Genomic DNA, 22933 nt, shown 5'->3' with positions numbered 1-22933 from the left:
CGCCGGGCAGGTTATCTCACAGATGAGATGCGGACGGAACTGGCGCGGACGGTCGACGCCCCGCCACCATGCGGCATGGGGATCTTCTGGGCGGCGATCGGGCTCCTGCTGGCCGGCCTGCTCGTCGCCGGCTGGGTGATGGACCGCGCCGTCCGTCGGCGGGGCTCCCGGGTGGTGCACCACTCGGACATCTGGCGGGAGGTGCGGGAGGGCAACCGCGATGCCCGGGTCGCCGATCCCCGGGTGCGGGACAACTCCTGGACCAGCTGGAACCGTCGCAACCGCAGCTGATCGTCGGGCCGCCCGGGTGCCGGTGCGGAGGACAACCGACATGATGGTCGGGCCGTTCCCGGCCCCGTCTGCGAGGAGAACCCGTGTCCGACACCTCGGCACCCACCGGTGCCGTCGCCCATCCCGAGCTGCTGGCCGTCTACCTCAACGACCACCTGGCCTCCTCCACCGGCGGCATCGAGCTGGTCAGCCGGATGATCGGGGTGCACCGCGGTGGCCCGCACGAGGCGGGACTGCGGCAGCTGCTCGAGGAGCTCCGCGAGGAGAAGTCCGCGCTCGACGGGCAGATGCGCGCGCTGGGCATCGCCGTCCGGCAGTACAAGCAGGCCGGGGTCTGGCTGGCCGAGAAGGCCAGCCGGCTCAAGTTCAACGGCCACCTGCTCAGCCGGTCACCGCTGAGCGACCTGGTCGAGTTCGAGTTCCTGGCCTCGGCCGTGCGCGGCAAGCGCAGCGGCTTCGAGACCCTGCGGATCGCCGCGACCGTGGACGGCCGGATCGACGCCGACCTGCTCGACGGGCTGATCCGGCAGGCCAACCGGCAGCACGACTGGCTGACCGAGGTGCGCCGGGACGTCGCGGCCGGCGTCTTCGGCGGTGACCCCGGTGCGCCGGACTTCGCCGCCGACAACGGCAAGGGGGACGGCGGGGGCGGCGACGCCGGCTGAGCACGCCCGGGGCTGCGGCTCGGGCGGTGCGGCGGTAGACACGTGGACATGTGCCACGACCACGACAGCCGCCCGCCCGCCCCGCCGCGTTCCGGGGACGTCGCCGAGCGGGGCACGCTGACGCTCACCGCACCAGACGGCAACCGGCTGTCCGCCGCCTACGCCGCGCCGGCCACCGAGCCGCGGGCCGGCGTGGTACTGCTGCCGGACATCCGTGGGCTGCACCCCTACTACGTGGCCCTGGCCGAGCGGTTCGCCGAGGCCGGCCTGCCCGCGGTGGCGATCGACTGGTTCGGCCGGACGGCGGGGATCGCCGAGACCGGCACCCGCGAGGAGGACTTCGACTGGCAGTCGCACATCCCGCAGACCACCCCGGCCGGTGTGGACGCCGACACCACCGCCGCGATCGACTACCTGCGCAGCCGCACCCGGCCGGACCTGCCGGTGGTCACCGTGGGCTTCTGCTTCGGCGGCAGCCACGCCTGGCGGCAGTCGGCCGGGCCGCTGGACCTCGCCGGCAGCGCCGGCTTCTACGGCCGGCCCAGCCTGGTCGGGGACGCTGCCGCCGGGGCCCACAAGCCGGTCGTGATGATCATCGCGGGCGCGGACAGCGCGACCCCGGTGGAGGAGCAGCTGGAGCTGGCCGCCACGATGCGGGCCGCCGGCGCGGACGTCGACGACGTGGTCTACGAGGGTGCCCCGCACTCCTTCTTCGACCGGGCGTACGGCGAGTGGGCGCAGGCCTGCGACGACGCCTGGCGGCACGTGCTCGCCCTCACCGATCGGGTCGCCGCCGGCTGAGCCCCACCCCTCCGGGGCACTGCCGGGCGGCGCGCGCGACCGGCCGACCTACCCTCGATGTCGTGAGCGAGCAGCAGCAGGGACCAGTCGAGCCCATCGAGCAGAGCTCGGCAGAGCCCATCGAGCAGGGCGTCCTCGACCTGGCCGCGCGGGTGTTCGACCTGGCCCGCGCCGGGGCGACCGCCGAGCTGGTGGAGTACCTGGACGCCGGGGTGCCGGCCAACCTGACCAACCACAAGGGCGACACCCTGCTGATCCTGGCCGCCTACCACGGCCACCCTGAGACGGTCGGCGCCCTGCTGGCGCGCGGCGCCGACCACGGCCGGATCAACGACCGGGGGCAGACCCCGCTGGCCGCCGCCGTCTTCAAGCAGTCGGCCGAGACCGTGCAGGCGCTGGTCGCCGCCGGGGCCGACCCGGACGCCGGGCAGCCCAGCGCGCGGGCCACCGCCCAGTTCTTCGACCTGCCGGAGATGGCCGCGCTGCTGGGCTGACCCGGGAGCTGCGCAGCTCAGCCCTGGCTGCGGAGCACCCGGAGCAGGCCGGTCAGCCCGCGGCGGAGCGCGTCGAGCTCCTCCGGGTACAGCGACTGCACCACCGTGGCGTCGGTCTCCACGTCGGCCGCCATCAGCCGCCGCACCACCCGGACGCCGTCCGGAGTGGGGGAGAGCACCTTGCCGCGGCCGTCCCGGGCGTCCGGTGCCCGGTCGACCATGCCGGCCCGCACCAGCCGGTCGACCAGCCCGGTGGTGGTCGCCGGGCTCACCCCGAGCAGCTCGCTGAGCAGCAGTGGCGTCGCGGAGCCCTCGACGACCAGGAAGGTCAGGCAGCGCAGCTGCTGCAGGGTGAGCGGGGTGTCCAGCAGCGGCGCCAGCCGCCGCCGCATGTCGTGGTCGCCCACCTCCGCACCCAGCCGCAGCACGGCCAGGACGTCGGCGGGCAGGTCACGCCAGTGCGCCGCCCACTCCTCCGGGACGATGCACCCGGGTGCCTCGCCCACCTGAGCGTCGTCCATCGGACCGTCGTCGGGCGTTCGCCCGGACGTCCCGTGCCGGCCCACCTCGTCGTCGGCGTCCGTCGACATGCTGCCTCCCTCCGGGGAACTCTCGACCCCAGCCGGTAGTTTGCTCCACGCAAACTATCCCCCCGACCGGCTCCCGGGCCGTGGAGGAAGCGTGTCCCGTCTCGCCGTCCTGTCCCTGCGCAATCGAGCGCTCGTGGCGCTGGCGACCATCGCCGTGCTCGTCTTCGGGCTGATCTCGGCCGGTTCGCTCAAGCAGGAGCTGATCCCGAGCCTGCAGATCCCCGCGGCCGCGGTGGTCGCCGCCCAGCCCGGCGCCTCGCCCGACGTGGTGGAGCGCCAGGTCGTACAGCCACTGGAACAGGCGATCGCCACCGTGGACGGGGTGGTCGCCACCACCTCCACGGCGAGCACCGGGCTGGCCACCGTCACCGTCGAGCTGGAGTACGGCTCGGACATCGACCGGGCCACCGCCGCGCTGCAGACCGCGGTGAGCCGGGTGCAGGCCCAGCTGCCGGCCGACGTCGAGCCGCAGGTGCTCGCCGGGTCGCTGGCCGACTTCCCGGTGGTCCAGCTGGCGATCGCCGCGCCGGGGGACACCGCCGCGCTCTCCGACCGGATCGACTCAGCCGTCGTCCCGCTGTTCGAGCAGGTCGAGGGCGTGCGCGACGTGACGGTCACCGGCGCCAGCGAGCCCCGGGTGCAGATCACCCTCGACCCGGCCGCGCTCGCCGCCGCCGGGGTCTCGCCGGCGGCGGTCTCGACGGTGCTGGAGGAGAACGGCGTCGTGCTGCCCGCCGGCACGGTGACCGAGGGCGAGCAGTCCCTTCCGGTGCAGGCCGGTGACCGGCTCACCTCGGTCGAGGAGCTACGCGCCCTGCCGCTGACCGGCGCCGCCGTCACGCTGGGCGAGGTCGCCACGGTCGAGCTCGGTGAGGCGCCGGCGACGTCCTACTCGCGGGTCGACGGCCAGCCGGCGCTGTCGGTCGGGCTGACCCAGACCCCCGACGGCAACACCGTCGACATCTCGCACGCCGTGGAGGACCTGCTGCCCCAGGTGCGGGAGCTGCTGGGTGAGGGCAGCACGGTGGCCGTGGTGTTCGACCAGGCACCGTTCATCGAGGAGTCGATCGAGGGCCTGGCCACCGAGGGCGGGCTCGGGCTGCTGTTCGCGCTGATCGTGATCCTGGTGTTCCTGGCCTCGGTGCGCTCGACGCTGATCTCGGCGGTGTCGATCCCGGTGTCGCTGTGCGTCACGTTCATCGGCCTGCAGGTGGCCGGCTTCTCGCTCAACATCCTCACCCTGGGCGCGCTCACCGTCTCGATCGGCCGCGTCGTCGACGACTCGATCGTGGTCATCGAGAACATCAAGCGGCACCTGTCCTACGGCGAGGCGCGGACCAAGGCGATCCTCGGCGGGGTGCGCGAGGTGGCCGGGGCGATCACCTCCTCGACCATCGCCACCGCCGCGGTGTTCCTGCCGATCGCACTGGTCGGCGGCCTGGTGGGCGAGCTGTTCCGGCCGTTCGCGCTCACCGTCGCGATCGCCCTGCTCGCCTCGCTGGTCGTCTCGCTGACCATCGTCCCGGTGATCGCCTCGGCGTTCCTGAAGGCGCCGGACACCGACCGGGAGGACACCGCGGAGGTGGCCCGCGAGCGCGAGGCGGCCGAGGTCGCCGAGCGGCGCACCTGGTTGCAGCGGCTGTACGTACCTGCGCTGCGCGGCGTGCTGGCCCACCGCCGCTGGACCGTGGCCGGGGCGCTGGCGGTCTTCGTCGGCACCCTGGCGCTCACCCCGCTGCTGCAGACCAACTTCATCGGTGACGCCGGCGAGGACACCGTCACCGTGACCGCCGCCTACCCGGCCGGCACCAGCCTGGCTGCCCAGGACGAGCGGGCCCGGGTGCTGGAGAGCGCGCTGGGCGAGGTCGCCGGGGTGGCGACCGTGCAGACCACGGTCGGCTCGGCCGGCGGGTTCGCCGCGTTCAACGGCGGTGGCGGCACGCCCACCGCGACGTTCGCGCTGACCCTGGCCGAGGACGGCGACCCCGAGGAGACCCGCGCGGAGATCCGGGACGTCGCCCAGGAGCTCGAGGACGTCGGTGAGGTGACCGTGGCCGCCGCCGGCTCCGGGTTCGGCAGCTCGACGGTCGACGTCCTGGTGCAGGCGGCCGACGCCGACGTGCTGGCCGAGGCCGCCGACCAGGTGCAGCAGGCCGTCTCCGAGGTGGAGGGCGCGACCGACGTGACCAACGACCTGTCCGCCGGGCTGCCGGTGGTGCAGGTGGACGTCGACCCCGTCGCCGCCGCGGCCGCCGGGCTGACCGAGGCGCAGGTGACCCGGACGCTGGCCGGGCTGACCAGCGCCGTCCCGCTGGGCGAGATCGACGTCGACGACGCGAGCACGCCGGTCTACCTGGACCCGGTGCAGGCACCGGAGACCGTCGAGCAGCTGCGTGCGGTGGTGCTGCCGACGGCCACCGGGCCGGTGCCGCTGACCTCGCTGGCGACCGTGGAGCAGGTGCAGGCACCCAGCTCGATCAGCCGGGTCGACGGCGAGCGCAGCGCCACCGTGTCGGCGACCCCGGCCGATGCCGACCTCGGCGCGCTGACCACCCAGCTGCAGGCGGCGATCGACGGGCTGGACCTGCCGGCCGGCGCCGAGGTCTCCATCGGTGGCGTCGCGGCCGACCAGGGCGAGGCCTTCGCCGACCTGGGCCTGGCCCTGGTGATCGCCATCGTGATCGTCTACCTGGTCATGGTGGCGACCTTCCGCAGCCTGGCCCAGCCGTTCATCCTGCTGGTCTCGGTGCCCTTCGCCGCGACCGGTGCGCTGCTGATGCTGCTGGTCACCGGCACCCCGCTGGGGGTGCCGGCGTTGATCGGCGTGCTGATGCTGATCGGCATCGTGGTGACCAACGCGATCGTGCTGATCGACCTGGTCAACCAGTACCGCGAGCAGGGCCTGCCGCTGGCCGAGGCGGTCAGCGAGGGCGCCCGCAAGCGGCTGCGACCGATCGTGATGACCGCGGCGGCCACCGTGCTGGCGCTCACCCCGATGGCGTTCGGGCTGACCGGCGGCGGGGTGTTCATCTCCCAGCCGCTGGCCCTGGTGGTGATCGGCGGGCTGATCAGCTCCACGGTGCTCACCCTGCTGCTGGTGCCGGTGCTCTACACCGCGCTGGAGAGCCGCCGGGAGCGCCGGGCGGCCAAGCGGGCAGGCACGCAGCAGCGTCCGGTCGCGCCGCAGCCCGCCTGAGGTCGAGTGCGCAGTTCCGGTCGTCCGGTGCGGCGGGTCCGCCCGTGTCGGCGACCGGAACTGCTCACCCGGCGGCGACGGGCGCCCGCCGCGAGGCGCGGCGGGTGGGCAGCAGGGCGGTGAGCAGCCCCAGCGCCAGGCAGGCGACGGCGCCGATCAGGCCGATCGCGGTGTAGCCGCTGCTCGGCGGGAACGCCTCGCCCGCCCGGGTCTGCGCCTCCAGCACGGTGGCGCTCAGCGCGCTGCCGAGGGCGAAGCCGATGTAGCGCAGCACCTGGTTCAGGCTCATCGCGCTGCCGGTCTCCCCCGCCGGGACGGCGGCGACGATCAGCCCGGGCAGCGCGGCGAACACCGTGCCGACGCCGAAGCCGGCCACCGCCATCGCCGCGAACAGCTGCCACAGGTCCGCGCGCACGAAGGCGAACAGGAGCTCCCCGGCACCGAGCACGGCGGCGCCGACCGGCAGCACCAGCCGTGGCCCGCCGAACCGGTCGAGCCGGCGGGCGACCCGGCTGGCGGTGAAGCTGGCCAGCGAGAACGGCAGCAGCACCAGGCCGGCGACGACGATCGAGGTGCCGAACCCGTGGCCGGTCGACGCCGGCTCCTGGGCCAGCCGGGGCACCGAGGAGAGCAGCAGGTAGTTCGCCAGCCCGACCAGCAGGGCGGCGCCGTGTGCGGTGGCGGCGTCCCGCCCGCGGGCCAGCCGCAGGTCCACCAGCGGCGCCGCAGCGCGCAGCTGCCACGCCGCCCAGGCGACCAGGCTCACCAGCGCGACCGCGGACAGGCCGAGCACGCCGGCCGACGTCCAGCCCCACGTCTCGCCCTCACCGAGAGCCAGCAGCCCGGTGGCCAGGGCCGTACCCAGCAGGACGGCGCCGGCGACGTCGAGCCGGCGGGGCGGCACCTCGGGCGAGGGCGGGTACACCAGCGCGGCCGCCGCCAGGGCCACCGCGCTGGCCCCGGCGCCGAACCAGAACGCCGCGTGCACCCCGCCGAGCTCGGCGATCGCGCCGGTGAGCGGGTAGCCCAGCCCCACCCCGGCGGCGACGGTGACCGACAGTGCGGCCACCGTGGAGCGGGACCGCTCACCGGCCAGCGCGGTGCGCGCGGTGGCGATGGCCAGCGGGGTCAGCCCCAGGCCCAGCCCCTGCAGCGCCCGGCCGGCGACCAGCCAGCCCAGCCCCAGCGGCAGCGCGGCCAGCAGGTTGCCCAGCAGCACCACCCCCAGGACCACCAGGACGACGGTGCGCCGGTGCCGGCCGTCGCCGAGCCGGCCGATCACCGGGGTGGCGACCGCGCCGACGAGCAGGGTCACCGTCAGCGACCACTGCGCGCTGCTCACCGGAACGTCGTTGGCCGCTGCGATCGCCGGGATCAGCGGGGCGCCCAGGCTGCTGATGACCGCGACCAGCATGGCCAGGAAGAGCAGCACCGGCACCAGCGCGGGCCGGGCCGGGGGAGGGGGAGGCGTGGTCACGTCGTCCCACGGTAGTTGCAAGCTGCACCATCCACGGGGTGGAACTCCCGTCCAGCGGACGGTGGGTAGCGTCGCCGTCGTCGGGGACGTCGAGCACGAGGGAGCGGGATGCCGGACTGGGTGCAGGACGCGGTGTGGTGGCACGTCTACCCGCTGGGCTTCGTGGGCGCCGAACGCGAGGCGACCGAGGTCGTCACGCACCGGCTGGACCGGTTGACCGGCTGGCTGGACTACGCGGTCGAGCTGGGCGCGAACGGCCTGGCCCTGGGCCCGGTGTTCGCCTCCAGCACGCACGGCTACGACACCGTCGACCACGGCCGGATCGACCCGCGGCTCGGCGACGACGACGACTTCGACGAGCTGGTCGACGCCGCCCATGAGCGCGGCCTGCGGGTGCTGCTGGACGGGGTGTTCAACCACGTCGGCCGCGAGCACCCGGCGTTCCAGGCGGTCGTCGACCGGGGACCCGACGCGCCGTCGGCGGCCTGGTTCCGGCTGCGCTGGCCGGAGGCCTGGCAGCCCGGGGTCGTCCCGGAGTACGACACCTTCGAGGGCCACGGCCAGCTGGTCGCCCTCGACCACTCCGCGCCCGTGGTCGCGGACTGGGTGGCCGAGGTGATGACGCACTGGCTGGACCGCGGCGCCGACGGCTGGCGGCTGGACGCGGCCTACGCCGTCCCGTCGTCGTTCTGGGCGACCGTGCTGCCCCGGGTGCGCGAGCAGCACCCGGACGCCTACCTGGTCGGCGAGGTGATCCACGGCGACTACGCGCAGGTGGTGCGGGAGTCGACGATGGACGCGGTCACCCAGTACGAGCTGTGGAAGGCGATCTGGAGCTCGCTCAACGACGGCAACCTGCACGAGCTCGCCCACGCCCTCGGCCGGCACGACGGCTTCCTGGACACGTTCGTGCCGCTGACCTTCGTCGGCAACCACGACGTCACCCGGATCGCCAGCCGGCTGGACGACGTCGCGCACCTGCCGCACGCGCTGGTGGTGCTGTTCACCGTCGGTGGCACCCCGTCGGTCTACGCCGGCGACGAGCAGGCGTTCACCGGCGTCAAGGAGGACCGGGCCGGAGGGGACGACGCCGTCCGGCCGGCGTTCCCCGACTCCCCGGAGGAGCTGGCCCCCTTCGGGGAGCCCACCCACCGGCTGCACCAGCAGCTGATCGGGCTGCGCCGCCGGCACCGCTGGCTGCACACCGCCCGCACCACCCCGCTGCACCGGGACAACCGGCAGCTCAGCTATGCGGTCGCCGGTGACGGGCAGCGGCTGGTCGTCGCCCTGAACGTGGCCGACGGCGAGGCGACTCTGCCGGCCGGTGGGGCGGGCGAGCTGCTCGCCGGAGAGGGCTCGGTGCGCGACCGGGGCACCGACCGCGCGACCGTCGTCCTGCCGCCGCACGGCTGGGCCGTCCTCGCCGGCTGACCACCTCCCGCCGGCCAAGTTCGCCAACATGGCCGGGTGGACGATCAGGGACGGGGCCGGCGGCGTGGCGGGTGGGACGCGCCGTCGGTGAGGGAACTCACCGGCGGCTGCGGGAAGAGCTGACGCGCGGGGGACGTCGTCCCTGTACGTGACCGAACCAGCGATCCGGACGCCGTCCCGCGCCTACGTGATCTGGCTGATCGGCCTGGTGGCCTACGCCGTGGCGATCTTCCACCGCGCCTCCCTCGGCGTGGCCGGGGTGGAGGCGCAGGAGCGGTTCTCCGCCGGGGCGTCGGCGATCTCGCTGTTCCTGGTGCTGCAGCTGGTGGTCTACGCCGGGCTGCAGGTGCCGGTCGGGGTGGCGCTGGACCGGTTCGGCTCCCGGAAGATGATCGTCGCGGGTGCGGCGACCATGGCGGTGGGCCAGCTGGTGCTGGCGCTGGCCGACAGCGTGCCCACCGCGATCGCCGCCCGGGTGCTCGTCGGCGCCGGCGACGCGATGACCTTCATCAGCGTGCTCCGGCTGGTGCCGCTGTGGTTCCCCGGCCGTACCGTCCCGGTCGTCACCCAGCTGACCGGCATCCTCGGCCAGGTCGGGCAGATCGTTGCCGCCTACCCGCTGGTCGCGCTGCTGCACACGGCCGGCTGGACGCCGACGTTCCTCGGCGCCGCCGGGGTCGGGGTGCTCGTCGGCGTCCTGGTGCTGGTCGCGCTGCGGGACGCCCCGCCCGGCACGCCGGCGCCGTCGGTGGCCGGGATGGACGCGGTCCGGGAGAACCTGACGGCCGCCTGGCGGGAGCCGGGCACCCGGATCGGCCTCTACACCCACCTGGTCACCCAGTTCTCCGGCACCGTCTTCGCACTGCTGTGGGGCTACCCGTTCCTGACCGTGGGCCAGGGCCTGTCCGCGGGGACGGCGGCGGGGCTGCTGACCCTGCTGGTGCTGGTCGGGATGGCCTTCGGCCCGCTGCTGGGCCGGCTGGTGGGCCGCTGGCCGCTGCGCCGGTCCAACCTGGTGTTCGGCATCCTCGCCGTCACCGCCGCCATCTGGACGGTCGTGCTGCTGTGGCCGGGCCGGGCGCCCCTGTGGCTGCTCGTGGTGCTCGTGCTGGTGCTGGGCACGAACGGCCCCGGGTCGATGATCGGCTTCGACTACGCGCGCACCGAGAACCCGGTGGAGCGCTCCGGCAGCGCCACCGGGGTGGTCAACGTCGGGGGCTTCTTCGCCTCGCTGTGCACCATCCTGGCGATCGGCTTCGTGCTCGACGCGCTGACCCCGGGCAGCTCGACCGACTACTCACTGGACGCCTTCCGTGCCGCGTTCGCCGTGCAGTACGTGTTCTGGGCGATCGGGCTGGTCGGCGTGGTCCGCCACCGCCGGCAGCTGCGGGCGCGGATGGCCCGCGACGGCGTCGTCCTCGTCCCGCTGGTGACCGCCGCCCGCGCCCGGCTGCGCGGTGGATCGGCCTACCCGACGACGCCCCGCCAGGACGACTGACCGCGCTGCCCGGCCGTCCGCCGGTGGCCTGCGGCGGGTGGACCGCTCGGTCCGAGCCACCGCGGGAGCCGGGGACGCCCGGCGCTCTCCCCGGGCCGGCCCGTCAGGGCTCGGCCGGTGCGCGCCGGCCGAGCACGATCGCGTACTCGTACCGGCGGCCGTCGCGCTCGACCGGCAGCACCAGGTGCTCGACGCCGACGACGCCGGGCAGGCCGGTGAGCCGGGCCGCGAGCTCGGGTGCGGGGTCGCTGGACCAGATCGCCAGCACGCCCCCGGGACGCAGCGCGGCGAGCGCGGCGGCCAGCCCGGCGTCGGAGTACAGGCCGGCGTTGGTCTCGTGCACCAGGAAGGCCGGGCCGTTGTCGACGTCGAGCAGCACCGCGTCGTAGTGGCCGGGGGAGGCGGTGAGGTGGTCGGCCACGTCGGTGACGTGCAGCGCCAGCCGGGCGTCCTCGTGCGGCAGCGCGGGCAGCAGGCCGCGGCCGGCCCACTCCACCAGCGGGCCCTGCAGCTCGGCCACGTCCACCGCGGCCACCCGGGGGTCGGCGAGCGCGGTGGCCGCCGTCCAGCCCAGGCCCAGCCCGCCGACCAGCACCCGCAAGCCGTCACCGGGGCAGCGGGCCAGCGCCTCGGTGGCCAGCGCCTGCTCGGTGGAGGTGTCCACGTCGTCCATCGCGAAGACGCCGTCCACGACCAGCTCGAGGTGCACTGCGCCGTGCTCGGTGGTGCGCCGGCGCAGCACCACCTCGCCGTGCGGGCCACTGGCCCGGCCGAGCTCGGTGACGGTCATCGCGCGCAGCGCCGGTCGGGCGAGGGGGCGGGGCGGGCGGACAACGGGGCCTCCGGGTGGTCGCGCAGCGGCGGGGCGGGCGCCGACTCTGCCACGACCGCGATCACCGCACCCACCGGACCCGGGCGGCTCAGCGGCTGGAGAAGCGGAGGGTCTGCCCGGGCCGCAGTTGGGCGCACCGGTCGACGTCGGTGTCGGTCACGTAGCCGATCACCGGGTAGCCGCCGGTCACCGGGTGGTCGGCGAGGAAGAGCACCGGCAGCCCGGACGGCGGCACCTGCAGCGCCCCGCGGACCATCCCCTCACTGGGCAGCTCGCCGGCCCGCAGCCGCTCCAGCGGGGCGCCGTCCAGCCGCAGGCCGACCCGGTTGCTCTCGCTGGTGACCGCCCACGCCTGGTCGGTGAGCCCGGTCCACCCGGCGTCGCCGAACCAGTCGGCGCGTGGCCCGGGCAGCACGGTGACGGTGAGCTCCCCGGCGGCCGGTTCGGGCACCGGGGCGAGGTCCACCCCGGGCGCTGGGTCGACCGGCGGGCCGACCGGCAGCACGTCCCCGGCGGCGACCACCGCGGGGCCGAGGCCGGCGAGCACGTCGGTGGCCCGGGAGCCGAGCACCGGCTCGACGGCGATGCCGCCACGCACGGCCAGGTAGCTGCGCAGCCCGCTGGCCGGCGGGCCCAGCCGCAGCTCCTGACCGCGGCGGAGCACCACCGGGGCGGCGTGCGGGGCGCCGGGGCAGCGCGCGCCGGTGCTGACCACCAGCACGTCGGCCTCGGCGCGGACGGCGAGCCCGCCGAAGGTCACCTCCAGCACCGCGGCGTCCGCGGGGTTGCCGACCAGCCGGTTGGCCAGCGCCGCCGACGCCCGGTCGCACACCCCGGACCGGCCGATCCCCAGCGCGGCCTGCCCCGGCCGGCCGAGGTCCTGGACGGTGGTCAGCGGCCCGGTGGCGAGCACGGTGAGGCTCATCGGGGCACCGCCGTGAACCGCACCCGGGTGCCCGGCCGGAGCAGTGCGGCCGGGTCGCGGTCGAGGTCGAACACGGCCACGTCGGTGCGGCCGATCAGTTGCCAGCCGCCCGGGGACTCGCGCGGGTAGACGCCGCTGAACTCCCCGGCCAGCGCCACCGAACCGGGCGGCACCTTGGTGCGCGGGGTCGACCGGCGGGGCACGTCCCACTGGCCGCCGGGTTCGGTGAGGTAGCCGAAGCCGGGGGCGAAGCCGCAGAAGGCCACCGTCCACTCGGCGGCGGTGTGCCGCTCGACCAGCCCGGCCGGGGTGAGGCCGAGCAGCTCGGCGGCGTCGGCCAGGTCGGCGCCGTCGTAGTGCACCGGCAGCTCGACGCTGTCGCCGACGGCCTGCGCGTCCGGGCGCGGGGTCGTCGCCCGGACCGTGTCGGCGACCGCGGCCAGGGTGGTGGCGGCGGGGTCGGTCACCAGCAGCACGGTGCGGGCGGCCGGGACGACGTCGACCACGCCGAACGGTGGGTCGGCGCTGAGCGCGGCGTAGAGCGCCAGCACGTCGTCCAGCCCGTCGAGTTCGACCAGCAGGGCGGCGCTCCCGCTGGGGAGCAGCCGCATCAGCCGGCGAAGGGGGCCAGCTCGACCCCCGCCGTGGTCAGTGCCGTGCGCACCTGCCGGGCGATCTCCACCGCGCCCGGGGTGTCGCCGTGCACGCAGATCGACCCGGGCTGCAGCGTGAGCTCGCCGCCCTCGACGTCCCGGATCGGCTCGCCGGCGGCCATGGCCACGCAGCGGGCGGCGATCTCGGCCGGGTCGTGCAGCACCGCGCCGGGCAGCCGCCGGGAGACCAGCGTGCCCTCCGGTGTGTAGGCGCGGTCGGCGAACGCCTCGTGCACCACGGTCAGCCCGGCCTCGGCGGCCAGCCGCAGCCACACCGAGCCCGGCAGGCCGAGCACCGGCAGCGTCCGGTCGTAGGCGACGACGGCAGCGACCACCGCGGCCGCCTGCTCCTCGTGGTGCACGATCGCGTTGTAGAGGGCGCCGTGCGGCTTGACGTAGCGCACCCGGTCGCCGGCGATCCGGGCGAAGCCCTCCAGCGCACCGATCTGGTAGACCACGTCGGCGGTCAGCGCTTCCGGCTCGACGTCGATGAACCGGCGGCCGAAGCCGGGCAGGTCGCGGTAGCCGACCTGCGCGCCGATCGCCACGCCGGACTCGACGGCCTTCGCCGCCACCCGCCGCATGATCGAGGCGTCGGAGGCGTGGAAGCCGCAGGCGACGTTCGCGCTGGTGACCACGCCCAGCAGGGCGTCGTCGTCACCGAGGGTCCACTGGCCGAAGCCCTCACCGAGGTCGGAGTTGAGGTCCATGCCGACAGCCTCTCTCACGAGAACAGGTCGATGACGGGCTGGATCGACCGCACCGCCAGGTACAGGGTCAGCAGCCAGGCGACCCAGCCGATCGCGAGCAGCCAGCGCGGGTACCGGTAGCCGTTCAGCAGGTCGGTCCGGCGGGTGGCCACCCACAGCAGGACGGCGATCCCGATCGGCAGCAGCAGGCCGTTGAACGCCCCGGCGAACACCAGCAGCGTGGTCGGTGCGGTGCCGATCAGCACGTAGACCAGCGAGGTGAACGCGATGAAGCCGACGACCAGCCAGGTGCGGGTGCGGTCCGACGTCGCCCGGGTCGTCACGAAGGACACCGTCGTGTACGAGGCGCCGATGACGCTGGTGATCGCCGCCGCCCACAGCACGATGCCGAACACCCGCAGGCCCACCTCGCCGGCGGCCTGCTCGAAGGCCGAGGCCGCCTGGTTGGTCGGATCGAGGGCGGCGCCACCGGTGACCACGCCGAGGATGGCCAGGAAGAGCACCACCCGCATGACCGCGGTGATCAGGATGCCGGTGACCGACCCGCGGGTGATGTCCCGCACCCGGCCGGGGCCGGAGACGCCGGAGTCGAGCAGCCGGTGCGCGCCGGCGTAGACGATGTAGCCACCGATGGTGCCGCCGACCAGGGTCGTGATCGCCAGGACGTCGATGTCCTCGGGAAGCACCACGTTGCGCAGCGCCTGGCCCACCGGGGGGCCGGAGGTGATCGCGACGTAGGTGGTCAGCACGATCATCACCAGGCCGAGGACGACGACGATCCGGTCGACCGCCACCCCGGCCCGCTTGCTCAGGAAGATGCCGATGGCGATCAGCGCCGAGAGCGCGCCGCCGATCTTCGGGTCCAGGCCGAGCATCGCGTCGGTGCCCAGGCCCGCGCCGCTGACGTTGCCGATGTTGAACACCAGCCCGCCGATCAGCAGGAAGGCGGCCATCACCCAGCCCAGGCCCGGGGCGACCAGGTTGCCCAGCTCCTGCGCCCGCCGGCCGCTGACGCCGATGACCCGCCAGACGTTCAGCTGCAGCGCGATGTCGATCAGGATCGAGATGACGATCGCGAAGGCGAACGCGGCGCCCAGCTGCACGGTGAAGGTCGTGGTCTGGGTGATGAAGCCGGGCCCGATGGCCGAGGTGGCCATCAGGAACATCGCGCCCAGCAGGGTGGAGCGGGTGCTGGAGGCCAGCCGCCCGCCGGGTGCGGTGGACGGCTCGGCGGGCGTGCGGTGCGGTTCGGCGGCCATGGCTGCTCCCGGCTCGGGGTGGCGCCACCTGGCGGTGGCGTCCTGTTGGCGACCGAACCTAGAGAGTTGTTGAACAATCCCTCAAGAGGATCGCGGAACATTTAACTGCGCGGACACAACAGGAGACGGCAGGATGACGGCATGCCCGAGCCCGCCGACACCACCTGGCTGCGCACCGTCGCGCACGAGGTGCGCAGCTTCGACCGGTCCAGCACCGCCGAACGGGTCGCCGAGCTGCTCCGCTCCCGGGTGATCGAGGGCGACCTGCCGCCGGGCACCCGGCTGTCGGAGGAGCAGCTGGTCGAGGTGCTGCACGTCAGCCGCAACACGCTGCGCGAGGCGTTCCGGCTGCTCACCCACGAGGGCCTGCTGGTGCACCGGCTGCACCGCGGCGTCTTCGTGCCCGAGTTGGCCGAGGACGACCTGGTCGACCTGTACCGGCTGCGGCGGACGATCGAGTGCGACGTCGTCCGCCGGCTCGACACCCTGGACGCCGTCCGGCTGCGGCCGCTGCACGACGCGGTCGCCGCCGGCGAGGACGCCGCCCGGCGCGGCGACTGGGTCGCCGCCGGCACCGCGAACATGCGCTTCCACCAGCAGCTGGTGGCGCTGGCCGGCAGCCGGCGGATCGACGAGACCACGGCCCGGCTGCTCGCCGAGCTCCGGCTCGCCTTCCACGCCATCGCTGTTCCGCAGCGGCTGCACGAGCCCTACGTCAGCCGCAACCGCGCCCTGCTGGACCTGCTGGCCGGCGGGGAGGTCGAGCAGGCGGCCAAGGAGCTCGAGGCCTACCTGCACGACTCCGAGGCCGAGCTGCTGGCCGCCCACCGCGAACGCCCGAGGAGCTGACCGTGACCACGATCGTCCCCGCCGCCGATCCCGCCGCCGCCCGTGCCGCGTTCCGCGCCGGGCTGGCCGGGCCCTCCTCGGGCTGGGCACCCGGGCACACCCAGGCCAACCTCGTCGTCCTGCCCCGGGAGTGGGCCTGGGACATGTTGCTGTTCGGCCAGCGCAACCCCCAGCCGGTGCCACTGCTCGACGTGACCGACGCCGGCTCGTGGGAGACCGCGCTGGCCCCCGGCGCCGACCTGCGCACCGACCTGCCCCGCTACCGGGTGTGGCGGGACGGCGAGCTGGCGGGCGAGCCCACCGACGTGAACGACCTCTGGCACGACGACCTGGTCGCCTTCCTGATCGGCTGCAGCTTCAGCTTCGAGACCGCCCTGCTGGACGCCGGGGTGCCGGTGCGCAACATCGAGCAGGGCCGCAACGTGTCGATGTACCGCACCGACCGGCAGTGCCGGCCGGCCGGGCGGCTGTCCGGGCCGCTGGTGGTCTCGATGCGCCCGGTGCCCGGGCACCTGGTCGCCACCGCGGTGCAGGTGACCGCCCGGATGCCGCAGGTGCACGGGGCGCCGGTGCACGTCGGGTCACCGGCCGCACTCGGGATCGCCGACCTGGCCCGCCCCGACTTCGGCGACCCGGTCGAGCTCGCCGACGGCGACGTCCCGGTGTTCTGGGCCTGCGGGGTGACGCCGCAGGCGGCGCTGATGGCCTCGCGCCCGCCGTTCGCGATCACCCACGCCCCGGGGCACATGTTCGTCACCGACGTCCCGGACGCGGTGTACCGGCAGCTCTGAGCCGGCTCAGCGCTCGGCGGCGCGGAAGCAGGCCGCGATGGCCTCCTCGTGGGCGAACTCCTCCGCGCTGGACATCTCGCCCGTCGCCGTGCCGGAGCTCAGGCCGTAGCCGTCGTCGTAGAACTCCACGGTGACCCCGATGGCCTCCAGGCAGGGGGCGGCCAGGGCCGGGTCGACCTCTCCGGACGGGTACTCCGGCCACGCCGTCGGCTGCCGGGCCAGCGTCGGGAAGAGCGGCAGCTGGCCGTCGTCCGGCGTGGTCACCCGGACCAGTCCGGCGGTCCAGGTGAGCGGAGCCGGCACCACGTCCAGGGGCACCCCGTCGACCGTGGGCAGGCGGTCGTGGTCCCGGACCAGCTGGCCGCTGGGCGCACGGTCCAGGCTGGGGGAGTACTCGGCCGTGCTGCCCGGCTCGGCCAGCACGACCAGCGTGCCGGTCTCGCCGGGAGCGTCCAGCAGCGCCAGCCGATCGCGTCCGCTGACCGGCATCGAGCTGATCAGCGGGGTCATCTCCGCCGGCTCTCCGCCGCGGGGCCCGGTGAACCAGGCGTAGACCCACTCGGCGCCGGACTGCGCGATGACCACGGCCCAGCGCTGGTCACCGGGCACGTCGGCGGCGTAGACCACCCGCTGGGTCCCTGGCACCGGCGCCGGCATGCCCCAGTCCGGCACGGGCCCGTCCGGCCCGGTCGGGTCCGTCCAGCTGGTCTCCGCCATCGCTGCGAGGAACTCCTCGTCGCCGGCGAGGGAGCCCCGCGTCGGCACGTCGTACAGCGTCGGTGGTGGCGTGACGAACGGCGCCCAGGTCGCGGTGGCGGTGGCGATGACGGTGGCCCGGTCGGTGGGGGCCTCGGCCACGGCCGAGCGGGCGAGCGACGCCCCGGTGCCCAGCAGGACGACGGCCAGGGCGCCGGCCACCCAGCGCCCGGCGCGGCGCCGCCGGTGACGGTCCACCGCGAGGGCGCGGGCGGCGGTGTCGTCCCCGGTCCCGGCCCGGGCGGCGAGCTGCTCGAGCCGGGCGGCCACCGCCCCGGCCACGTCGTCGGTCACGTCGGCCGCCGGTAGATGGCGTCGGGGTCGCTGTCCCGGCCGACGTCGGGGACGGGGACGGCCGGTGACTCCGGTCGCGATGGCCGTGCGTCCGGCCGGCGGTACGCGGCGTGGGGGTCGTCGTCTCCGGCGGGGGCGGCGGGTGTCGCCGGCCGGGCTGCTGGTGTGCCCGGTCGGCGGTAGGCGGCGTGGGGGTCGTGGTCCCCGGTGGGGGCGGCCGGCGTCTGCGGTCGGGGCGTGGGTGCGCCCGGTCTGCGGTAGGCGGCGTCGGGGTGCGCGCTTGTGGCGTGCGCGACCGGCGTGGGCAGGGGGCCTGCGGTTTCGGGCCCGGGGGAGTGCCCGTTCTCGTGGGCCGCCTGCGCGGCGGGCTCGGGGTGGTGGAGGAGGCCTCTGGACGGGCCCTCCGACAGCAGCGGCGCCAGGACGTCCAGGGCGTCGGCCAGCGCGGCGCCGACCTCGGCGGGGGAGCAGCCCAGCAGCGCGGCGGTGGCGTCCTCGTCCTGCCCCTCGTGCAGGCGGAGCACGGTTGCGGCCCGGGTGCGGGGGTCCAGCTCGGCCAGCGCCTGCAGCCACCGGTCGTCGTCGTCCGGCTGCTGCTGGTCGGTGACGAGCCCGCCGGCGGGGAGCCCGGCGCCGCCCAGGGCGCCGGCGACCAGAGAGTCCCGGGCGTGGGCCAGTGCGGCGGCCGGTGAGTCGAGCCGGCGCCAGCGGCGGTGCACCCCGGCGAGCGCGGCGACCAGCAGGTCCTCGGCGTCGACCGGGTCGGCGGTGAGCAGCAGGGCGGTGCCGCGCAGCTGCGGCTCGTGCTCGGCGACGAACGCCGGGAACGCCGTACCGCGCTGGTCCACGCCCACCTCCTCGGGTCCAACTGTCGTTGGCGGCACCGTATCGGTGTGATCCCGTTCCGTCAGCCAGGCGGCACACTGGCCCCGATGACCGCCGACCTGCCCGTCCGGGATCCGGCGGTGGTCGGGCGGCTGCGGGCGGCGGGCTGCGTGTTCGCCGAGGAGGAGGCGGCGCTGCTGGCGGAGGCGGCGTCGTCGTCGTCGGCCGAGCTCGCCGACCTGGTCGCGCGGCGGGTGGCGGGGGAGCCGCTGGAGCAGGTGCTCGGCTGGGCGGAGTTCTGCGGCCTGCGGTTCGTCGTGGAGCCCGGGGTGTTCGTGCCCCGGCAGCGCACCCGGCTGCTGGTGCGGGAGGCTGCGGCACTCGCCGCGCCGGGCGACGTCGTCCTGGACCTGTGCTGCGGTGTCGGGGCCGTCGGGACGGCGGTCGCGGTGGCCGTCGGGTCGGTGGAGCTGCACGCCGCCGACGTCGACCCGGTCGCCGTCCGCTGCGCACGGCGCAACGTGCCCGGCGCCGTCCACTGCGGGGACCTGTACGACGCGCTGCCCGACGAGCTGCGCGGCCGGGTCGATGTGCTGGTGGTGAACGCGCCCTACGTGCCCACCGAGGCGATCGCGCTGATGCCACCGGAGGCCCGCGACCACGAGGCGCGGGCAGCGCTGGACGGCGGTCCCGACGGGCTGGACGTCCAGCGCCGGGTGGCCGCGGGCGCGCCCGACTGGCTGGCGCCGGGCGGTGCGCTGCTGATCGAGACCAGCCGGCAGCAGGCGGACCGGACGCTGGCCTTGTGCACCGCCGCGGGACTGGCCGCCCGGGTGGTCACCGACGACGACCTCGCGGCGACCGTGGTCGTGGCCGTCCGCGAGGCCTGAGACGCGAACGGCCCCCTCCCCGGTCGGGGAGGGGGCCGTTGGCAGTTCGGCCCTCCTGCAGGGGCCCGCCGCGAGCGTGCGAGTGGTGGGGGGCAGGAGGGTCCTTCTTCAGGAGGGCTGGACGCCGAACGCCGTGGCCAGCTTCTCGATCTTGCGGGCCCGGCCGAGGCGGGGCAGGTCGCTGCCGTCGCGGATGACCTGGCCGCGGGCCTCGAAGTCAGCCAGGAAGTCCCGGGCCCAGGCGACGTCGGAGGGGGCCGGGCTGATGACCTCGTTGATCACCGGCAGCTGGTCCAGCTGCAGACAGAGCTTGCCGGTCAGGCCCAGGGAGACGGTCAGCGCCGACTGCTCGCGCAGGATCGGGTGGCTGGTGCCCACGGTCGGGCCGTCGATCGGGCCCGGCAGGCCACCGACCCGGCTGGCGATGACCAGGCGGGAGCGGGGGTAGGCCATCGCCAGGTCGTCGGCGCTGGTGCCGGTGTCGCGGCGGTAGTCACCGCTACCGAAGGCCAGCCGGAAGGCACCGCGGGCCTTCGCGATGTGCACCGCCTCCTCGATGCCGAGCGCCGACTCGACCAGGGCCAGCACCGGGGTGGCACCGCCGAGCCGGTCGTAGGTCTCGGTCACGTGCTCGGCGGCCTCGGTCTTGGCGAGCATGACGCCGGCGAGGCCGGGCATCCCCTTGAGCGCGTCGACGTCGTCGGACCAGAACTCCGTCGAGCGGTCGTTGATCCGCACCCAGGCCCGCTTCGCGGGGTCGCCCAGGTACTGGGCGACGTCCGCCCGGGCGCCGGGCTTGCGGGCCGGGTCGACGGCGTCCTCGATGTCGAGCACGACCTGGTCGGCGCGCGACTCGATCGCCTCGTCGAAGAGCTCCGTGCGGGCGCCGTTGACCAGTAGCCACGACCGCGCGATACCGGGATCTACGTTCCGTCCTCTGTGCACCGGGCCATTGTGGTGTCCGGGGTCACGGTCGCGCCGCCCGGGGGGCCCGTCGGGGTGTCGCGGGCGGTGGCCGGTGCGCCACGGTCAGGCCGCGCGCCGGCCGAGCAGGTCGAGCAGGCCCACCCGCCAGTCGACCTCCACCCGGCGCCCGGCCCAGTCGCGCGGACGGACGAGGTCGAACCGGACCAGTTCCGGTTCCCGGCCGGGCGTGCGGGCATCGGCCCACAGCAGCGCCAGGTGGTCCCGCCGGCGCAGGTCGGGGGCGCCGTCGATCGCCAGCTGCAGGCGCTGCTGGGCGACCGGCGCCTGCCGGTAGAAATCGCGCAGGCCCTGGGTGTCGGCAGCCGGCAGCTCACCGTCGTCGGAGTGCCAGACCCGGAGCACCTCGGTGGGGGTGCGCAGGATCAGCCCGCTCATCGGCAGCCCGAGGTTCTCGTTGCCCGGGTCGAGCAGCTCCAGCTGCGTGCCGAACGGGTGGTCGTCGTGCTCGGCGTAGGGGCGCAGCCGCTCCATCGCCTCCCGGCGGACCAGCTGGTGGTCCAGGTGCCGGTCGGCTGCCGGCTGCCAGCCGTGCGTCGCGTGGATCTCCCGGCTGACGGTCAGGCCGCCGAGCAGCGCGTCGCGCACCTCGACCAGCAGCGGCTGCAGTCGCCGGAAGGCGGCCTCGGGGCTGTTGTCCACGTCGGGCAGTCTGCCGGGCGGGGGTGACGGTCCGGGGGCGCGGCGCGGCAGGATCACCGCGTGTCCACCCCGCAGACCGCGCCGTCCACGCCGTCCCGACCGGTCACCGTGGTGACCGGCGGCAGCCGCGGCATCGGTGCGGCCACCGCCGTCCACCTCGCCCGGCAGGGCCACGACCTGGTCGTCGGCTACCGGTCGGGCCGGGTCGAGGCCACGGAGGTGGCCGCCGCCGCGCGCGACCTCGGCGTGCGGGCGGTCGCCGTGCGCGCCGATGTCGTCGACCCGGGGGACGTCGACGCGCTCTTCGCCGCAGCGGCCGACCTCGGCCCGGTGACCGGGCTGGTCGCCAACGCCGGGCTGACCGCGCACCTCGGCGACCTCGCCGACACCCCGGTCGACGTCGTCCGTCAGGTGCTGGACGTCAACCTGCTGGGCGTCGTGCTGTGCGTCCGGCGGGCGGCGCAGCTGATGTCGCGGCGCCGCGGCGGGCCCGGCGGGGCGATCGTCACCGTCTCCTCCAGCGCCGCGACGCTCGGGTCGGCGCACGAGTACGTGCACTACGCGGCCGCCAAGGCCGGGGTGGACGCGCTGACCGTCGGGCTGGCCAAGGAGCTCGCCGACGACGGGGTGCGGGTCAACGCCGTCGCCCCCGGCCTCGTGCGCACCGGCATCCACGCCGGAGCCGGGGACGCCGGCCGGCTCGACCGGGTGACCGCCCGGGTGCCGATGGGGCGCCCGGGGGAACCGGCGGAGATCGCCCCGGCGATCGCCTGGCTGCTCGGCGACGAGGCGGCCTACTGCACGGGCGCGGTGCTGCGGGTGGCCGGCGGGCTCTGACTCACCAGGTGGGCACCGTGGGGTCGCGCTCGATGAACTCCAGCCGGTTGCCGACCGGGTCGTCGGCGTAGCAGCGGCGGTGGCCGGGGAAGCCCTCGGTGTCCCAGCTGACCTCGACGCCGGCGCCGGTGAGCACCGCGGCCAGCCGGTCGAGGCCGGTCACCCGGATGCCCGGATGGGCCTTCCTGGCCGGGCGGAAGTCCGCCTCCACGCCGAGGTGCAGCTCGAGGGCGTCGCCGCGGACCCAGAGGCCACCCCGCGCGGCGAGGACCGGCGGCTTGGGCAGCTCGACCAGGCCGAGGAGGTCGACCCAGAACGCGCGGCACCTGTCCTCGCTGCCGGCCGGGATGGCGAGCATGACGTGGTGCGGGCTGAGGCCGAAGGCGGTGGCGTGGTCGGGGCCGTAGCCCTGGGCAGAGGACACGGCTGCAGTCTGTCGGAGGCCGACGGGGGCGACGTCTCGGCCGACGGTGGGGAGTCCCACGTCTGGTCGCCTTGTGGACATGTCGGCATGTCGCCTTGTCGGGAGGTCGTCTTGTCGGCAGGTCGTCTTGTCGGGACGGCGGGGGGCGCCTTCTCGGGAAGTCGTCTTGTCGAGAAGGCGGGAGGTCGTCTTGTCTCGATGTCGTCTTGTCGGGATGTCGGCCGGTTGGGCTGTCTGCACGTTCAGCCCGGCTGTCCACTCTGGGCGGTCGTCCTCGCCGGCTGGTCACCTCGTCAGTGGCGATTCGCACGCACACCCTCGGGACGCCGCCTGGCCGGGACGCCGTCTGGCCGGGACGCCGTCTGGCCGGGACGCCGTCTGGCCGGGACGCCGTCTGGCCGGGACACGGGCTCGCCCGGTCGTCGACCCAGCCGAACGGTCGTCGCCTGAGTGGGAGGTCGTCGCCGGAAGGGCGTGTGCTCCCTGCGGGGTGGCCGGCGGCGTCGTCGATGCGGCGGTGGCGTTGGGCAGCGGGCCGCGTTCACGAGCTGCTGTCCCCGGCCTGCCGACGATGCTGCGGGAGGGTCGAACCTCCCGTCGGTCGGGAGGGGCCGATGCCCGGCGCCGTCTCAGCGGGGAGCATCCGGAGCGCGAGCTCGGACTGCCGCGATGAGCTGCGGAAACTGTCGTACCCCGGTCGTAGGTTCGGGGTGTGTTCGAGGCCGGTGGGTTCGGGGTGGGGGTGACGGTGTCGCGTGCCCGCCGGTCGGCGCCGGCTTCGTTGCCACCATTGCCGCCGGGGGTGACGCGGCGTCGGAG

Annotated in this window: 23 protein-coding genes; 11 read left to right on the top strand and 12 right to left on the bottom strand. The window is 75.2% G+C overall.

What is annotated here, in order from left to right; genetic code table 11:
- Positions 1–75: 75 nt before the first annotated feature.
- The 4 genes from Q1A09_RS02570 to Q1A09_RS02555 all read left to right on the top strand — a co-directional run bounded on the left by Q1A09_RS02570 (position 76) and on the right by Q1A09_RS02555 (position 2251).
- Entirely contained in the window at positions 76–291 is a 216-nt protein-coding gene (locus Q1A09_RS02570; RefSeq protein ID WP_299951739.1) for a hypothetical protein, read from the top strand.
- An 83-nt stretch (positions 292–374) separates the two neighbouring features.
- A complete protein-coding gene (locus Q1A09_RS02565; protein ID WP_299951737.1) occupies positions 375–956 on the top strand; it encodes a hypothetical protein in 582 nt (193 codons plus the stop codon).
- 48 nt (positions 957–1004) lie between these two features.
- Complete coding sequence (locus Q1A09_RS02560) at positions 1005–1757, top strand: dienelactone hydrolase family protein (protein WP_299951735.1); 753 nt, start codon at positions 1005–1007, stop codon at positions 1755–1757.
- 62 nt (positions 1758–1819) lie between these two features.
- The gene (locus Q1A09_RS02555; protein ID WP_299951733.1) at positions 1820–2251 is read left to right on the top strand and encodes an ankyrin repeat domain-containing protein; all 432 of its coding nucleotides are present in this window, start codon (positions 1820–1822) and stop codon (positions 2249–2251) included.
- 17 nt (positions 2252–2268) lie between these two features.
- Here Q1A09_RS02555 and Q1A09_RS02550 read toward each other — a convergent pair whose 3' ends face one another.
- Positions 2269–2841: a MarR family winged helix-turn-helix transcriptional regulator gene (locus Q1A09_RS02550; RefSeq protein ID WP_299951731.1), complete on the bottom strand. Its 573-nt coding sequence runs from the start codon at positions 2839–2841 to the stop codon at positions 2269–2271.
- 91 nt (positions 2842–2932) lie between these two features.
- Here Q1A09_RS02550 and Q1A09_RS02545 point away from each other — a divergent pair, with 91 nt between their 5' ends.
- Positions 2933–6037 (top strand): efflux RND transporter permease subunit, encoded by a 3105-nt coding sequence (locus Q1A09_RS02545; protein WP_299951729.1) that lies wholly within the window; start codon positions 2933–2935, stop codon positions 6035–6037.
- A gap of 64 nt (positions 6038–6101) precedes the next feature.
- Here Q1A09_RS02545 and Q1A09_RS02540 read toward each other — a convergent pair whose 3' ends face one another.
- Positions 6102–7514 carry an MFS transporter gene (locus Q1A09_RS02540; RefSeq protein WP_299951727.1) on the bottom strand — a complete coding sequence of 471 codons (1413 nt, stop codon included), beginning with the start codon at positions 7512–7514 and terminating at the stop codon, positions 6102–6104.
- Between the two features lie 108 nt (positions 7515–7622).
- Between Q1A09_RS02540 and Q1A09_RS02535 the strand changes: the two genes are divergently transcribed.
- On the top strand, positions 7623–8945 hold the full coding sequence (locus tag Q1A09_RS02535; protein WP_299951725.1) for an alpha-amylase family glycosyl hydrolase: 1323 nt from the start codon (positions 7623–7625) through the stop codon (positions 8943–8945).
- Positions 8946–9093: 148 nt separating this feature from the next.
- Positions 9094–10443 carry a nitrate/nitrite transporter gene (locus tag Q1A09_RS02530; protein ID WP_299951723.1) on the top strand — a complete coding sequence of 450 codons (1350 nt, stop codon included), beginning with the start codon at positions 9094–9096 and terminating at the stop codon, positions 10441–10443.
- 103 nt (positions 10444–10546) lie between these two features.
- On the opposite strand, the gene Q1A09_RS02525 is transcribed toward Q1A09_RS02530, so the two are convergent.
- The 5 genes from Q1A09_RS02525 to Q1A09_RS02505 form a co-directional block, all read right to left on the bottom strand.
- Complete coding sequence (locus Q1A09_RS02525; protein ID WP_299951721.1) at positions 10547–11233, bottom strand: spermidine synthase; 687 nt, start codon at positions 11231–11233, stop codon at positions 10547–10549.
- A 130-nt stretch (positions 11234–11363) separates the two neighbouring features.
- Positions 11364–12200, bottom strand: coding sequence for a biotin-dependent carboxyltransferase family protein (locus Q1A09_RS02520; RefSeq protein ID WP_299951720.1), 837 nt, complete (start codon positions 12198–12200; stop codon positions 11364–11366).
- Positions 12197–12811, bottom strand: coding sequence for an allophanate hydrolase subunit 1 (locus tag Q1A09_RS02515; protein ID WP_299951718.1), 615 nt, complete (start codon positions 12809–12811; stop codon positions 12197–12199). The genes Q1A09_RS02520 and Q1A09_RS02515 overlap by 4 nt, the downstream gene beginning before the upstream one ends.
- Positions 12811–13563: a LamB/YcsF family protein gene (locus Q1A09_RS02510; RefSeq protein ID WP_299951716.1), complete on the bottom strand. Its 753-nt coding sequence runs from the start codon at positions 13561–13563 to the stop codon at positions 12811–12813. Before Q1A09_RS02510 ends, Q1A09_RS02515 begins: the two co-directional genes overlap by 1 nt.
- Before the next feature lie 14 nt (positions 13564–13577).
- On the bottom strand, positions 13578–14822 hold the full coding sequence (locus tag Q1A09_RS02505; RefSeq protein ID WP_299951714.1) for an NRAMP family divalent metal transporter: 1245 nt from the start codon (positions 14820–14822) through the stop codon (positions 13578–13580).
- Positions 14823–14963: 141 nt separating this feature from the next.
- Between Q1A09_RS02505 and Q1A09_RS02500 the strand changes: the two genes are divergently transcribed.
- Together Q1A09_RS02500 and Q1A09_RS02495 are read left to right on the top strand one after the other, a co-directional pair.
- Positions 14964–15671: a GntR family transcriptional regulator gene (locus Q1A09_RS02500; protein WP_299951712.1), complete on the top strand. Its 708-nt coding sequence runs from the start codon at positions 14964–14966 to the stop codon at positions 15669–15671.
- 2 nt (positions 15672–15673) lie between these two features.
- Entirely contained in the window at positions 15674–16462 is a 789-nt protein-coding gene (locus Q1A09_RS02495) for a putative hydro-lyase (protein ID WP_299951710.1), read from the top strand.
- A 6-nt stretch (positions 16463–16468) separates the two neighbouring features.
- Here the strand turns inward: Q1A09_RS02495 and Q1A09_RS02490 are convergent, their stop codons facing one another.
- Together Q1A09_RS02490 and Q1A09_RS02485 are read right to left on the bottom strand one after the other, a co-directional pair.
- Entirely contained in the window at positions 16469–17512 is a 1044-nt protein-coding gene (locus Q1A09_RS02490) for a hypothetical protein (protein WP_299951708.1), read from the bottom strand.
- Entirely contained in the window at positions 17509–18360 is an 852-nt protein-coding gene (locus Q1A09_RS02485) for a sigma factor (RefSeq protein WP_299951706.1), read from the bottom strand. Before Q1A09_RS02485 ends, Q1A09_RS02490 begins: the two co-directional genes overlap by 4 nt.
- 84 nt (positions 18361–18444) lie before the next feature.
- Between Q1A09_RS02485 and Q1A09_RS02480 the strand changes: the two genes are divergently transcribed.
- The gene (locus tag Q1A09_RS02480; RefSeq protein ID WP_299951704.1) at positions 18445–19227 is read left to right on the top strand and encodes a putative protein N(5)-glutamine methyltransferase; all 783 of its coding nucleotides are present in this window, start codon (positions 18445–18447) and stop codon (positions 19225–19227) included.
- A gap of 108 nt (positions 19228–19335) precedes the next feature.
- Here Q1A09_RS02480 and Q1A09_RS02475 read toward each other — a convergent pair whose 3' ends face one another.
- Positions 19336–20172 carry a CoA ester lyase gene (locus tag Q1A09_RS02475; RefSeq protein WP_299951702.1) on the bottom strand — a complete coding sequence of 279 codons (837 nt, stop codon included), beginning with the start codon at positions 20170–20172 and terminating at the stop codon, positions 19336–19338.
- 84 nt (positions 20173–20256) lie between these two features.
- Positions 20257–20853: a hypothetical protein gene (locus tag Q1A09_RS02470; RefSeq protein WP_299951700.1), complete on the bottom strand. Its 597-nt coding sequence runs from the start codon at positions 20851–20853 to the stop codon at positions 20257–20259.
- A 60-nt stretch (positions 20854–20913) separates the two neighbouring features.
- On the opposite strand from Q1A09_RS02470, the gene Q1A09_RS02465 reads away from it, so the two are divergent.
- Positions 20914–21690 (top strand): SDR family oxidoreductase, encoded by a 777-nt coding sequence (locus Q1A09_RS02465; RefSeq protein WP_299951698.1) that lies wholly within the window; start codon positions 20914–20916, stop codon positions 21688–21690.
- A gap of 1 nt (position 21691) precedes the next feature.
- Here Q1A09_RS02465 and Q1A09_RS02460 read toward each other — a convergent pair whose 3' ends face one another.
- Positions 21692–22114, bottom strand: a complete 423-nt coding sequence (locus tag Q1A09_RS02460) for a glyoxalase (RefSeq protein ID WP_299951696.1) — start codon at positions 22112–22114, stop codon at positions 21692–21694.
- Positions 22115–22933: the final 819 nt, after the last annotated feature.

Source organism: uncultured Modestobacter sp., from assembly GCF_947486615.1.
GTDB lineage: Bacteria > Actinomycetota > Actinomycetes > Mycobacteriales > Geodermatophilaceae > Modestobacter.
The sequence above is the reverse complement of the archived record's forward strand: the minus strand, read 5'-3'. Positions and strand labels throughout refer to the sequence as shown.

Coding starts and splice junctions, on each gene's coding strand:
- Q1A09_RS02550 (WP_299951731.1), bottom strand. CDS start 2,841: ATGTCGACGGACGCCGACGACGAGGTGGGCCGGCACGGGACGTCCGGG.
- Q1A09_RS02515 (WP_299951718.1), bottom strand. CDS start 12,811: ATGCGGCTGCTCCCCAGCGGGAGCGCCGCCCTGCTGGTCGAACTCGAC.
- Q1A09_RS02525 (WP_299951721.1), bottom strand. CDS start 11,233: ATGACCGTCACCGAGCTCGGCCGGGCCAGTGGCCCGCACGGCGAGGTG.
- Q1A09_RS02570 (WP_299951739.1), top strand. CDS start 76: ATGGGGATCTTCTGGGCGGCGATCGGGCTCCTGCTGGCCGGCCTGCTC.
- Q1A09_RS02480 (WP_299951704.1), top strand. CDS start 18,445: ATGACCGCCGACCTGCCCGTCCGGGATCCGGCGGTGGTCGGGCGGCTG.
- Q1A09_RS02510 (WP_299951716.1), bottom strand. CDS start 13,563: ATGGACCTCAACTCCGACCTCGGTGAGGGCTTCGGCCAGTGGACCCTC.
- Q1A09_RS02505 (WP_299951714.1), bottom strand. CDS start 14,822: ATGGCCGCCGAACCGCACCGCACGCCCGCCGAGCCGTCCACCGCACCC.
- Q1A09_RS02520 (WP_299951720.1), bottom strand. CDS start 12,200: ATGAGCCTCACCGTGCTCGCCACCGGGCCGCTGACCACCGTCCAGGAC.
- Q1A09_RS02560 (WP_299951735.1), top strand. CDS start 1,005: ATGTGCCACGACCACGACAGCCGCCCGCCCGCCCCGCCGCGTTCCGGG.
- Q1A09_RS02500 (WP_299951712.1), top strand. CDS start 14,964: ATGCCCGAGCCCGCCGACACCACCTGGCTGCGCACCGTCGCGCACGAG.
- Q1A09_RS02535 (WP_299951725.1), top strand. CDS start 7,623: ATGCCGGACTGGGTGCAGGACGCGGTGTGGTGGCACGTCTACCCGCTG.